This window comes from Amycolatopsis sp. NPDC098790 (genome assembly GCF_044759945.1).
Lineage (GTDB): Bacteria > Actinomycetota > Actinomycetes > Mycobacteriales > Pseudonocardiaceae > Amycolatopsis.
Map to the genome: position 1 here is coordinate 474,955 of NZ_JBIWAI010000005.1, position 12,013 is coordinate 486,967.

Here is a 12,013-nt window from a genome sequence, read left to right on the forward strand (position 1 = left end):
GCGGAAACTCGGTGTGCGTCTGCGTCGCGCGAAAGGTCTCAGGATCGCAGGGCCTTTGACATAGTGTCACAATGGATTGGGATACTTGGTCCAAGATTTTGGTGGCAGCACTCGGCACTATCGCTGCCGGCCTCAAAATATGGGAGATTTACCGGGCAAGGTCGGCTCGTCTGAGCGAACTGAAGTCCTTGATGGACATCGCAAACTTGCTACCGGACGGTAGCGACGCTCGGGATACGGTCACGCGCCACGTCGAGATCAGACTCGCGTCGTTCGTCAGCGACGAGCAGACCAAACGGCGCGATCCGACGGGGATCAGTCTCGGGCTGATCTTCATAGCGGGCGGTGGCTGGCTGGTTTACACCGCAATCACCACAAGTCCTTGGTGGTGGTTCTTGGCGGCACCTGTACTGATTCTGGGAGGCGTTGGATTCACCCAAGACGTGTCACGCCGGGAGCGGGATGCACGTGGTCGTCCCCTCAAAGCGAAACGCTCCCCAAAATCTTGATTCACTCGAGCCGCTGGGCCGTGACGAAGTCGCGGTACCAGCGGAAACTCGCCCTCGGCGTGCGGGCCTGCGTCTCGTAGTCCACGTGCACCAGGCCGAACCGGTGCTTGTACCCGTGGGCCCACTCGAAGTTGTCCAGCAGGGACCAGCAGAAGTACCCCCGCAGGTCGACCCCCGCGGCCGCCGCCGTGCGGGCCGCCTCGATGTGCTCGCTCAGGAACGTGATGCGCTCGTAGTCCGCGAAATCACTCCGGTCCGCGTACACGCAGCCGTTCTCCGTCACGTACATCGGGGGCAGCCCCGGGTAGCGGTTGTGCAGGCCCACCAACGCTTCCGTGAGCCCCTCCGGCTCCACCGGCCAGCCCATCCCCGTGCGCGGGACGTCCGGCACCCGCGACGTGTCCACGCCGATGTCCGCCACTGTGCGCTGCGCCGGGTCGGGCTCGCGGTGCGGGGCGTCCGCCACGTGCAGCCGGTAGTAGTAGTTCACCCCCAGGTAGTCCAGCGGCACGGCGATCGTCTCCAGGTCGCCGTCGAGGCGGAACGAGAAGTCCGAGACGCCGGTGAACATCGCCGCCAGGCCCGGGGCGTACCGGCCGCCGAACAGCGGATCGGTGAACTGCCTGCGCAGCAACGTGTCCTGCCGCGCGGCCGCCGCGCCGTCGGCCGCCGAACCCGTCACCGGGACCGTGGGCGACTGGTTGAGCACGATCCCGAACTGGTGCTGCGGCGTCGCCTGGTCCCGCATCGCCCGCACGGCCAAGCCGTGGCCGAGCAGCAGGTGGTGGGCCGCGGCCAAAGCGCCGTGCCCTTCACGCGCGCCCGGTGCGTGACGACCTTCGCCGTAACCCGCGACCGCGCACGGGTACGGCTCGTTCAGCGTCGTCCAGTGGTCGACGACGTCGCCCAGCTCCTCGTGCACCAGCGACGCGTACTCGGCGAACCGGTGGGCCGTGTCGCGGGAGCGCCAGCCGCCTTCGTCTTCGAGTGCCTGCGGCAGGTCCCAGTGGTACAGCGTCAGGAACGGCTCGATCCCCTGCTCCCGCAACGCTTCCGCGAGCCGCCGGTAGAAGCCGAGACCGCGGCGCTCGAAGCGGCGCCCGTCCGGCTGGACCCGCGGCCAGGACACCGAAAACCGGTAGGAGTCGACACCCAGTTCGCCGAGCAGGGCGAGGTCGTCGCGCCAGCGGTGGTAGTGGTCCGCCGCCGGCTCGCCGGTGTCGCCGCCCGCCACCGCGCCGGGCACCGCGGCGAAGGTGTCCCAGATGGACGGTCCGCGGCCGTCCGCGGTGGTGGCGCCCTCGATCTGGAACGCCGAGGTCGCGACGCCCCAGCGGAAGCCGGGCGGGAAGCTGCTGGTCACGATGGTCTCCGTGGGGTCAGCCCTTGAGCGCGCCCTGCATGATGCCGCCGACGATCTGGCGGCCGAACAGCAGGAACACGAGCAGGACGGGGACGGTGCCGATGGTCGCGGCGGTCAGGACGAGCGTGTAGTCGGTCGTGTAGCCACTGGCCAGGGTGGACAGTGCGGTTTGGACGGTCGGGTTCTCCGGCACCAGCACGACCAGCGGCCAGAAGAAGTCGTTCCAGGCCTGCATGAACGTGAACAGCCCGAGCACCGCCGCGGCCGGGCGGGCCGCCGGCAGCGCGACGTGCCAGAACAGCCGCAGCGAGCCGCAGCCGTCCATCCGCCCGGCTTCCAGCAGTTCCAGCGGCAGCGCGCGTTCGAAGTACTGGCGCATGAAGAACACGCCGAACGCCGTGACGAGCCCCGGCACGATCACCGCCTGCAGCTGCCCGGCCCAGCCGAAGTCGGCCATCATCATGTACAGCGGCACGACACCGAGTTCGGTCGGGATCGCCTGGGTCGCGACGACGATGAGCAGCAGCAGGGTCCGCCCGCGGAAGCGCAGCTTGGCGAAGGCGAACCCGGCCAGCGTCGAGAACAGCACCACGGACACGGTGATGGTGCCCGCGACGATCAGCGAGTTCCCCAGCGCCAGCGCGAAGTCCGTCTCGTCGAAGACGCGGGCGATGTTCTCGAACAGGTGCCCGCCGGGGACGAGCACCGGCGGCACGCTGCCGACCGCTTCCGTCGTCTGCGAGGAGACGACGAACGACCAGTACACGGGGAACGCCGAGCCGGCCAGGATCGCGATCAGCGCGGCGTAGGTCCACGGGCTCGCGACCTTGCGCGCGATGCGCCGGGCCCGCCCGGGTGCCGCCGGCGGCGCGGGTGCCGCCGGGGTCAGCACGGTGGTCATGTCCGCTCCTCAGTCCGTTTGGATGCGCCGGGTCACCAGGTACGACAGTCCCGCGACGAGCATCGTGGCCACGGCCAGGATCAGCGCGATCGCCGAGCTGTAGCCGAAGTCGTACTTGGTGAAGCCCTGCTCGTAGAGGTAGAGCGCGGCGGTCTGGAACTGCCGGTCCGAGCCGCCGGTGGCGGCCGCCGTGCCCGGGTTGAACAGCAGCGGCTCGGCCAGCAGCCGCATGTTCCCGGTCGTCGCGATCACCGTGGAGAAGATGATCTGCGGCCGCAGCAGCGGGACGGTGATCCGCCAGAACTGCTGCCACCCGCGGGCGCCGTCGAGCGTCGCGGCCTCGTACATGCTCGACGGGATCGCCTGCATCGACGCCAGGAAGATCAGCGCGTGGTAGCCGGTCCAGCGCCACACCACCATCGCCGCGATGGCGGTGTGCGAGCTGGCGGTGCCGGCCTGCCAGTCCACCTGGCCGGCACCGAACCAGCTCAGCACCCAGTTGACCAGCCCGAAGTCCCGGCCGAACAGCTGCGCGAAGATGATCGTCACCGCCGCCACCGAGGTGATGTTCGGCAGGATCATCCCCATCCGGAACAGCGTCCGCCCGCGCAGGCGCCGGTTGAGCAGGTGCGCGATGCCGAGCGCGAACAGGATCTGCGGGATCGTGGTCAGCAGCCACAGGCTGACCGTGTTCCCCATCGCGTTCCAGAAGTACGGGTCGTGGAACAGCAGCTGCTCGTAGTTGCCGAACCCGATGAACTTCGCGCCCTCGGCGTCGAGCAGGTTCCGGTCCTGCAGCGACACGAAAGCCGTGTACAGCAACGGGAACAGCCCGAAGACGCCGAAGATCAGGAAGTACGGGCTGACGAAGCCGAACGGCGACAGCTTGACGTCCCACTTGTGCCGCCGGTCGGCCCAGCTCAGCGTTTCCTTCAGCGCCATTACTTCAGCTTCGAGACGTCACCGACGAGCTGCTGCCACGCCGCCGCGCCGTCCTGCTTGCCCTGTTCGACGCGCTGCATCGCGTTGCCGAACTCCGTCTGGACGTCGCCCGCCTTCGGGCCCTGGTACTGCGGGTTCAGCTTCTTCGCCGCGTCGGTGAAGAGCTTGCCGACGGGAGCGTTGTTGAAGAACGGGTTCGTGTAGCCGGTGATCTTCGGGTCGTCGTAGAGCGACGGCGTCGAAGGCAGCAGGCCCTGGCTGGTGAAGACCTTCGCCTGCTGCTCGGGCGCGGTCAGCCAGGCGGCGAGCTCGGCGGCTTCCTTGGTGTGCTTGCCCTGCTTCGGCACGGTCAGGTACGAGCCGCCCCAGTTGCCGCCCCCGCCGGGCACGGCCGCGACGTCCCACTTGCCCGACGTGTCCGGCGCCTGGTCCTTGATCTTGGTCATCATCCAGGCCGGGCAGGTGACGGTGGCGAACTGACCCTGGGTGAAGCCGGTGTTCCAGGTCGGCGTGCTGTAGAGCAGGCCGGCGCTCAGGTTCGCCTTGACGGCGTCGACGACCTGGTCCCAGCCGGTGCGCAGCGCCGGGTTGCTGCCGACGACGAGCTGGTCGTTCTGGTCGTAGTAGCCGACGGGCGCCTGACCGAAGATCGCGTTGAGCACGGTCGGGCCGCCGTCCATGAACTTGACGCCGTTCGGGGCCTTGGCCTGGAAGCGCTTGCCGGTCTCGAAGAACGCCTGCCAGGTCGGCCAGAGCGCCGAGACGGCGTCGCGGTCGGCGGGCAGCTGCGCGGCCTCGAACAGGTCGCGGCGGTAGCAGATGGCCAGGCCGCCGACGTCGGTGCCGTAGCCGATCTGCTGGCCGCCCTTGCCGAGCGAGGCCGACCACTTCCAGCCCAGCCAGCGGTCCTTCAGCTTGTCGCCGCCGACGGTGTTGAGGTCGACGAACTTGTCCGGCGTCGCCTTGAACTGGGCGACGTACCCGGTGTCGATCGCTTCGATGTCCGCGGCGCCGCCGCCGGTGGCCAGGTGCGCGGCGAGGTTCTTGTGGTGGTCGGAGTAGGACGCGGTCCGCTCGGTGATCTCGATGTCCGGGTGCGCGGCCTGGTACTCCTTGATCAGGTCGGTGTAGCCGAAGTTGCCGAAGAGGCCGAGGCTCAGCTTGACCTTGCCGCCACCGCCGGCGTCGCTGCTCCCGCAGGCGCTCAGGGCGGTGACCGCGGCCAGGACGGCACCCGCCACGGCGATCAGGCGGGTCCGTCGGGTTGTCGTTTTCGGGCGCATGAGATCTCCGTTGTTCTGCGGGCCGGTCGGAAAACGCGGGACCCATGAGAGCGCTCCCAGCCAGTGTTCGTCAAGTAACGAAGTGATAACGCGACTCGGCGTTTCCCCAGTCCGAGATCATGTGCTACCAATGTAACCGGTTACAAGAACGGAGGGCACCATGGTCACCGCCCGCGAGATCGCCCAGCTCTGCGGGGTTTCGGTCGCGACCGTGTCGCGGGTGTTCAACCGCCCCGCCACGGTGAGCGCGACGACGCGCGAGCACGTCGAGCGCGTCGCCCGGGAGCTCGACTTCTCGCCGAACGAGTCGGCGCGGGCGCTGTCGCGGCAGCGCTCGGCGATGGTCGGGCTCGTCTGGGACACCGACCACCGGCGGCCCGGCTGGCGGCACCCGTTCCTGCAGGACCTGTTGCTGGGCCTCAAATCCGCGCTCAGCTCGCACGGCTACCACCTGCTGCTGCTCGCCACGAGCGACGACGCCCGCGACCGCAACCCCGGCGTGTCGCTGGCCGACCCGATCGCGTACGTGAGCATGACCCGGCGGCACCACCTGGCCGGGCTGGTGCTGATCGACAGCGGGACGGACGCCGACGCGTTCGGCACGTTCGCCCAGTCCGGCCTGCCGTGCGTCGCGGTGGACGTGGCGCTGTCCGGGCCGCGGGCGACCTACGTGACGTCGGACAACGCGGCGGGCGCGGCGGAGGCCGTCCGGCACCTGGCCGCGCTCGGGCACCGGCGGATCGCGACGATCACCGGCCCGCGCGGCAACGCGCCGGCGGCCGCCCGCACTGACGGCTACCAGCGCGGGCTGGCCGAGGCCGGGTTGGCGGCACGCGAGGACTACGTGGTCACCGGCGACTTCTACCGCGAGAGCGGGTTCGTCGGGATGCGCCGGCTGCTGGCCCGCAAGGACCCGCCGACGGCGGTGTTCGCGGCGAGCGACGAGATGGCGGTCGGCGCGTTGCTGGCGGCCCGCGCGGCGGGGCTGCGGGTGCCGGACGACCTGGCGGTGGTGGGGTTCGACGACATCGAGGTGGCGTCCCTGGTGGACCCGGCGCTGACGACGGTGGCCCAGGACAAGCCGGGGTTCGGCACGGCGGCGGCGGGCGCGCTGCTGGCGATGATCGACACGGGCGTGGCCCCCGACCCGGTGCGGCTGCCGACGAAGCTGGTGGTCCGCGACTCCTGCGGAGCTTGAGTCAGTTCCCGAGGTATTCGGTGCGGATTTCGTCGAGGACCCGGCGGGCTTCGGTGGCTTCGCGGTCGTCGCGGTCCTTCGTGCGAGCGCACGTCACCAGGGTCTTCCAGAGTGCCCAGCCGCGGCCGCGGGCCCACTCCGCGTCGTCGACGGCGAGACGCTCGCGGAACTTCCGCCGGCCGTCCGCGGTGAGCAGCGTCCACGCGATCGCCAGGTCGCAGGCCGGATCGCCTGCCCCGCACGTCCCGAAGTCGATGACCGCGGCCAGCTCGCCGTCGCCGAGCAGGAGGTTCCCTTCGGCGACGTCGCCGTGGAACCAGCTCTCGACGCCGTCCCAAGGGGCGTCCAGCGCGGTTCGCCAGATCTCGCGGGCCAGGTCGTCGCCGTCGAGCGAGCGCTCGACCAGCTCGTCGAAGGTGCGCAGGGTGCCGCCGCGGAACCAGTTGTGCTTGCCCGGCCGGGGCGCGCCGGTGGTGTCGACGCTCCGCAGCGCCGCCAGGAACCCGGCCAGGTCGGCCGCGAACCCGGCGGGGTCGGCGACGCGTTCACGCCGCGCGGGCTCGCCGTCCAGCCACGGGTAGACCGACCACGCGAAGGGGTAGTCCGCACCCGGCCGGCCCTCCGCCAGCGGGACGGGGATCGGCAACGGCAGCCGGGGCGCGAGCACCGGCAGCCAGTGCTGTTCCTTCTCGACCGCCAAGGCGTATTCGGCCGCGCTGGGCAGCCGCGCGATCATCGCGTCGCCGAGGTGGAACGTCCGGTTGTCCCAGCCACCCTCGGCGACCGGACGGACCGGCAGACCGGCCCACTGGGGAAATTGTCCGGCCACGAGCCGGCGCACCTGATCGGCGTCGACGGTGATCCGCTGCGGCGGTGGACCGAGACTCACCGGATCTTCGCGTCCCAGTCGATGTGGTGCGAGTACAGCCATCCGCGCTCTTCGCCGACGTCCCCGCCCGCGCTCGCCTTGACCAGCTTCTCGACGCGCTCCCGGCGAAGTCCTTCGTAAGCCGCGAAAGCCGCCACCCGATCGGGGAGGTCGCGCAGGCACTGCGCCAGCACGACACTGTCTTCCAGGGCCATCGACGCGCCCTGCCCCGCCGCCGGGGATGCGGCGTGCGCGGCGTCGCCGGCCAGCACCATCTCGGGCGTCGACCAGACGCGCGTCTCCGGGACGTCGTAGGAGTGACCGCCGAACACCTCGTCACCGGTCGCCGCGACGATGTCCGCGCAGGGCAACGGTTCCCCGGCGAACGCCGCGTGCGCGAACTCGCGCCACCCGGCCGGGGTGACGGCCGCGATCTCCTCGCGGGAGCGCTCGGCGTCGGGGATGCGGGCGAACCAGAACGTCGCGCCGTCCGGGTCGGTCGTGAACCCGAAGGCCGCCTTGCTGCCGCGGACCATCCGGTAGATCCCGGGCGCTTCCGGCAATCCGGGCGCGCGCGTGTAGCCGTAGACGACGGTCAGGCCGGTGTAGCGCGGCTCGTCCGCGGCCGGGTCGATCAGCTGCCGGACGACCGAACGCAACCCGTCCGCGCCGACCAACACGTCACCCGTTTCGGTGGTGCCGTCGGCGAACTCGGCCGTGACGCCGTCCGGGCCCGGTTTCGCGCTCACCAGGCGCTTGCCGCGCTCGAGCGGCACCCCGCGGCGCGCGGCTTCCTCTTGCAGGACGCGGTAGAGCGTCGCGCGGGTGAGCGTGCGCGGCCCGTCGAGGCCTTCGGTGTCGAACTCGCGCCGCCCGACCGTCTCGCCGGTCGGGGCGACCAGCTCGACGCCGTACGCCGCGAAAGAACTGTCGATCACCGGCTGGTCGGCGCCGATCGCGCGCAGGGCGTCCATGCCGTTGTGCATGATCGTGAGGAACGCGCCGATGTCGTCCCCGCCTGCCGGGTAGGCCTCGAAGACGACCGGGTCGTGCCCGGCCAGCCTCAGCGCCATCGCCGTGACCGTGCCGGAAATCCCGCCACCCGCGATCAGTACCCGCACTCCGCGCCCCCTCGTGAACCCCGCGTGCCGCCGCTCACGACGTTACCGTGAGGGCGGCACGCGGCGCTCACTCTTTTGCGCCACTGGTGGCGATGTCGCCGTTGAGGCCGCGCGGGTAGAAGCCGCCCGAGGAGACCTTGTCCGGGTTGAGGTAGGCGATGTTGAGCACGCGGTCGGCCGAGCGCCCGAACGCGATGCCGTTCTCGTCCGTGGGGACGAGGTTCGCCTTGCCGTCCTTGAGCACGCCTTCGTCGTCGTCCGCCTTGCCGTCGAGGCTGTCGCGGGCGTCGGAGATCTTGTTCGTGACGTCGCCGAGGCCGCGTTCGAACAGCTGCCCGCGCACGATGCCCGCGTGGTAGGCCTCGACCGCGAGGATGCCCGCCGCCGCGTCGAGGAACGTCTTGTTGTTGACCAGCGGCGCCGCGCCCTTGTAGGCCGACACGCCGACGTCCTCGAAGAGGTACGCGGCGAGCAGGAAGTTGTTCTCGCTGGCGAACGGGTCGAAGGTCTGCTTCTCGTTGATCACCCCGGCCGCCTGCATGGCGGCGGTGAAGCTGTTCTGGAAGTCGATCTCCGGCTGCGCGACGGCGGCTTTGTCGAGCGCCTTGCGCAGGAAGTTCACGTGGGCGACCTCGTCGCCGGCGATCTCCTGGACGATCTGCTTGGTGTGCTCGCTCTTGAACTTGACGGCGTGCCCGCCGGAGACCTTGCCGAGGTTGCCGACGCCGTTGACGTACTTCTCGTTCAGCCCGTAGCCGTAGGCGGCGAACGAGTACAGGTTCGCCTCGAGGTACTCCAGGTTGAGCGCGAAGTTCAGCACCGCGGCGTCGCTGGCGGCGGCGTCCTGCGCGTTCTGCTCCGGGTACTGCGAAGTCGCGCCCGCCGAGCCGAGGCCCAGCGACAGCGCGGTACCGAGCGCACCGGCGCCCGCGACGCCGAGCCCCGCCGCTCCCGCAGCCTTGAGGAAGCGGCGGCGGTCGGTCGCGTTCTCCGCGCTGCGCTCGATGAGCTGCTCTGTGTAGCGTTTTCCGAACACCGGGGGACGTCCTCTCGTGACGAGTTCGTCCACCTCACCCAACGGTGATACGTACCTGGACGGCCCCCGGCTCGGTCAAATCGGGAAAAAGTTCTTCCCGATTCTATTTTTGCAGGTCAGGCGCGTTCCGCGGCGGCGAGCCGGACGCACACGGCGAGCGCGCGGACGGCCTCTTCGACGACGTCGAGCGTCGGGAAGGTCGGCGCGATCCGGATCACGGCGTCGTCCGGGTCGTTGCCGTGCGGGTGGGTCGCCCCGGCGGGGGTCAGCGCGACACCGGCCTCCTTGGCGAGCCGCACGACCTCCTTCGCGGTGCCCTTGGGCACGGTCAGCGAGATGAAGTACCCGCCGGTCGGCTTGGTCCAGGACGCGAGGTCGGACAGCTCCTCGGTGAGGATGCGGTCGACGGCCGCGAACTTCGGGCCGATGATCTCGGCGTGCTTGCGCATGTGGGCGCGGACGCCGTCTTCGTCCTTGAGGAAGAGGGCGTGGCGCAGCTGGTTGACCTTGTCGGGCCCGATGGTTCGCTTGCCGATGTTGCCGACCCACCAGGCGAGGTTGGCCTCGGAGGCGCCGAAGAAGCCCACGCCGGCGCCGGCGTAGGTGATCTTCGAGGTGGAGCCGAAGACGAAGACGCGGTCACCGTTGCCGGCCTCGGTGGCCAGCGCGAGCAGGTCGGCCAGGGCCGGCTCGTCGTCGGTCAGGTGGTGCACGGCGTAGGCGTTGTCCCAGAAGATCCGGAAGTCGGGCGCCGCGGTGGTCATGGTGGCGAGCCGCCGCACGACGTCGTCACTGAACGTGATGCCGGTGGGGTTGCTGTACTTGGGCACGCACCAGATGCCCTTGACGGCGGGGTCCTCGGCGACCAGCGTCTCGACGGCGTCCATGTCCGGGCCTTCGGCGGTCATGGCGACGGGGACGAGCTCGATGCCGAAGCGCTCGGTGAGCGCGAAGTGGCGGTCGTAGCCCGGAACGGGGGCGAGGAACTTGAGGACGGGCTCGTCGGCCCAACGGCGCTCGGCACCCGGGAGCTTGGACAGCATCGCCTGGACGACGGCGTCGTGCATCAGTTCGAGGCTCGAGTTGCCGGCGGCGAGCAGCTGCTCGACCGGGACCTGCAGCGCGCCGGCGAAGATGCGGCGCAGCTCGGGCAGCCCCTTGAGGCCGCCGTAGTTGCGCACGTCGGTGCCGTCCTCGGCCTTGAAGGAGCCGTCACCGGGGAGGGTCAGCAGGCCGTTCGCGAGATCGAGCTGCTCCGGGGAGGGCTTGCCGCGGGTGATGTCGAGGGAGAGGCCGCGGTCGACCAGGGCCGCGTAGTCGCGGCGGGCCGTGTCGACGTCGACGGAAGCAGTGGTCATGCCGTCAACGCTAAACCCGTCGTCGATACCATTTCGGGGCGGGTCCTGGCTAGGGTGGTGAGTGTGCATTTGGTAGTCCACGCCGACCAGCGCCAGTTCTCGTTGCGCGACTCCGGTTCTCGCATGGACGGCAGCGGCTGGACCCCCGCGGCGGTCGAATTTCACCGGATCGCAGCGGAGCCGGCAGGGATCGCCATCGCGACGGCGCGGTCGGATCTGGTGGAGTCTTCGGTGACTCTGTTGCCCTCGCCGCCGGCGTTGGCGTCTGGTGCCGAGCATGTGGTGGAAGCAGATCTTCCGGTTCCGAGCGGCCGGGTGGTGATTTCCGGGCCCGCGGACTATCCGTCGCAGGAGAAGTTCTTTTCGGTGTTGCCGGGGTTGTACCGGGCGAGGGTGTCTTATGTGCCGGCCGGGCCGCCGTCGGTTGACTGGAACGACCACGAGTACGGGGAGCATTACCGGTACGTGGTGGAGATGTGGCCGGTGACGTCGCCGTCGGAGGTCGAGGTGTTGAGGCAGGGCGCGTCCGTTTGGGACGGTTAGTTGAGTGGAGATCGGTTGGCCGGGGTGGGGCAGGCGCTATCGGGCCGGCAGGTGAGGTAAGGGCAGCGGGTCCGGTGGGCGGGGCGGCGCGGTCGGGCCGGTAGCGCGGTAGATGCAGTGGGGCCAGTGGCGCAGCGGGGACAGTCGGCGCGGCAAGCCCTGTATGCGCAGCAAACGCAGCGGCCCCAGTGGGCGCGACGGGTCGGCGGCCGCAGTCGGCCTCGTGGGCACGGTAAACGCAGCGGCTCCAGTAGGCACGGCAGGCACAGTCGGCACGGCCGGACCAGCAGACGCGGCAAACGCAGCCGCTCCAGCGAGCGCGGCAGGCGCAGTGGGCGCGAGCTGACTAACAGGCGCGGTAAAAGCAATAGCTCAAGAGGGCGCGGGAGGCACGGTCGGGCCAGGAGGCGCGGTAAGCGCAGCGGGCGTGACGGGACAGTCGGCGCGGCTGAACCAGTGGGCGCAGAAGGCGCGGCGGGCATGGCGGGCGCGGTCGGCACAGTGGGCGCGCCGGGCTCAGTGAGTGCGAAGGTGCAAGGGGTGCAAGGGGTGCAAGGGGTGCAAGGGGTGCAGCGGGCGCGGTCGGCGCAGTGGATGCGGTGGGCGCGGTGGGCGCGAAGGCGCAGCGGGCGCGGTGGGAGCGGTGGGTGCGGTGGGTGCGGTGGGTGCGGTGGGTGCGGTGGGTGCGGTGGGTGCGGTGGGTGCGGTGGGCGGAGTGTTGCGGCCGCTGCCGGGAATGTGGTCAGCCTCAGTCGCCGGCTAGGTCTGGTGTCTCGGCTCTCCGGCTGGTGCCTTGCATCGTTCGGCCCGGCGTTTGGGAGTTCCTGCTGGGCCGGTCATGCGATCAGCCCATCGCGCGGGTTGGATGCGGACGTGCGGGTAGGCCCGTAG

11 protein-coding genes are annotated in these 12,013 nt (G+C 70.2%); 3 read left to right on the forward strand and 8 right to left on the reverse strand.

What is annotated here, in order from left to right; genetic code table 11:
- The first annotated feature begins 71 nt into the window (after positions 1-71).
- Positions 72-509, forward strand: coding sequence for a hypothetical protein (locus ACIQWX_RS35805; RefSeq protein ID WP_400880894.1), 438 nt, complete (start codon positions 72-74; stop codon positions 507-509).
- Between the two features lies 1 nt (position 510).
- Here the strand turns inward: ACIQWX_RS35805 and ACIQWX_RS35810 are convergent, their stop codons facing one another.
- The 4 genes from ACIQWX_RS35810 to ACIQWX_RS35825 are packed head-to-tail and all read right to left on the reverse strand — an operon-like array spanning position 511 to position 4,998.
- A complete protein-coding gene (locus tag ACIQWX_RS35810; protein WP_400880896.1) occupies positions 511-1,872 on the reverse strand; it encodes a GH1 family beta-glucosidase in 1,362 nt (453 codons plus the stop codon).
- 16 nt (positions 1,873-1,888) lie between these two features.
- Positions 1,889-2,773, reverse strand: a complete 885-nt coding sequence (locus tag ACIQWX_RS35815) for a carbohydrate ABC transporter permease (protein ID WP_400880898.1) — start codon at positions 2,771-2,773, stop codon at positions 1,889-1,891.
- A 9-nt stretch (positions 2,774-2,782) separates the two neighbouring features.
- Positions 2,783-3,715: a carbohydrate ABC transporter permease gene (locus ACIQWX_RS35820; RefSeq protein ID WP_400880900.1), complete on the reverse strand. Its 933-nt coding sequence runs from the start codon at positions 3,713-3,715 to the stop codon at positions 2,783-2,785.
- Complete coding sequence (locus ACIQWX_RS35825) at positions 3,715-4,998, reverse strand: extracellular solute-binding protein (protein WP_400880902.1); 1,284 nt, start codon at positions 4,996-4,998, stop codon at positions 3,715-3,717. Before ACIQWX_RS35825 ends, ACIQWX_RS35820 begins: the two co-directional genes overlap by 1 nt.
- Before the next feature lie 160 nt (positions 4,999-5,158).
- Here ACIQWX_RS35825 and ACIQWX_RS35830 point away from each other — a divergent pair, with 160 nt between their 5' ends.
- Positions 5,159-6,196 (forward strand): LacI family DNA-binding transcriptional regulator, encoded by a 1,038-nt coding sequence (locus ACIQWX_RS35830; protein WP_400880904.1) that lies wholly within the window; start codon positions 5,159-5,161, stop codon positions 6,194-6,196.
- Position 6,197: 1 nt separating this feature from the next.
- Here the strand turns inward: ACIQWX_RS35830 and ACIQWX_RS35835 are convergent, their stop codons facing one another.
- The 4 genes from ACIQWX_RS35835 to ACIQWX_RS35850 all read right to left on the reverse strand — a co-directional run bounded on the left by ACIQWX_RS35835 (position 6,198) and on the right by ACIQWX_RS35850 (position 10,579).
- Positions 6,198-7,127 carry an aminoglycoside phosphotransferase family protein gene (locus ACIQWX_RS35835; RefSeq protein ID WP_400880906.1) on the reverse strand — a complete coding sequence of 310 codons (930 nt, stop codon included), beginning with the start codon at positions 7,125-7,127 and terminating at the stop codon, positions 6,198-6,200.
- Complete coding sequence (locus ACIQWX_RS35840) at positions 7,082-8,185, reverse strand: FAD-dependent oxidoreductase (protein WP_400880908.1); 1,104 nt, start codon at positions 8,183-8,185, stop codon at positions 7,082-7,084. The genes ACIQWX_RS35835 and ACIQWX_RS35840 overlap by 46 nt, the downstream gene beginning before the upstream one ends.
- Before the next feature lie 67 nt (positions 8,186-8,252).
- On the reverse strand, positions 8,253-9,221 hold the full coding sequence (locus ACIQWX_RS35845) for a ferritin-like domain-containing protein (protein ID WP_400880910.1): 969 nt from the start codon (positions 9,219-9,221) through the stop codon (positions 8,253-8,255).
- Positions 9,222-9,337: 116 nt separating this feature from the next.
- Positions 9,338-10,579 carry an aminotransferase class I/II-fold pyridoxal phosphate-dependent enzyme gene (locus ACIQWX_RS35850; RefSeq protein ID WP_400880912.1) on the reverse strand — a complete coding sequence of 414 codons (1,242 nt, stop codon included), beginning with the start codon at positions 10,577-10,579 and terminating at the stop codon, positions 9,338-9,340.
- Positions 10,580-10,642: 63 nt separating this feature from the next.
- On the opposite strand from ACIQWX_RS35850, the gene ACIQWX_RS35855 reads away from it, so the two are divergent.
- A complete protein-coding gene (locus ACIQWX_RS35855; protein WP_400880914.1) occupies positions 10,643-11,122 on the forward strand; it encodes a hypothetical protein in 480 nt (159 codons plus the stop codon).
- Positions 11,123-12,013: the final 891 nt, after the last annotated feature.

Excerpts from the sequence above, each read along its gene's own strand:
- ACIQWX_RS35805 (WP_400880894.1), top strand. The coding sequence starts at position 72 with ATGGATTGGGATACTTGGTCCAAGATTTTGGTGGCAGCACTCGGCACT.
- ACIQWX_RS35820 (WP_400880900.1), bottom strand. The coding sequence starts at position 3,715 with ATGGCGCTGAAGGAAACGCTGAGCTGGGCCGACCGGCGGCACAAGTGG.
- ACIQWX_RS35850 (WP_400880912.1), bottom strand. The coding sequence starts at position 10,579 with ATGACCACTGCTTCCGTCGACGTCGACACGGCCCGCCGCGACTACGCG.
- ACIQWX_RS35835 (WP_400880906.1), bottom strand. The coding sequence starts at position 7,127 with ATGGCTGTACTCGCACCACATCGACTGGGACGCGAAGATCCGGTGAGT.
- ACIQWX_RS35815 (WP_400880898.1), bottom strand. The coding sequence starts at position 2,773 with ATGACCACCGTGCTGACCCCGGCGGCACCCGCGCCGCCGGCGGCACCC.
- ACIQWX_RS35830 (WP_400880904.1), top strand. The coding sequence starts at position 5,159 with ATGGTCACCGCCCGCGAGATCGCCCAGCTCTGCGGGGTTTCGGTCGCG.
- ACIQWX_RS35825 (WP_400880902.1), bottom strand. The coding sequence starts at position 4,998 with ATGCGCCCGAAAACGACAACCCGACGGACCCGCCTGATCGCCGTGGCG.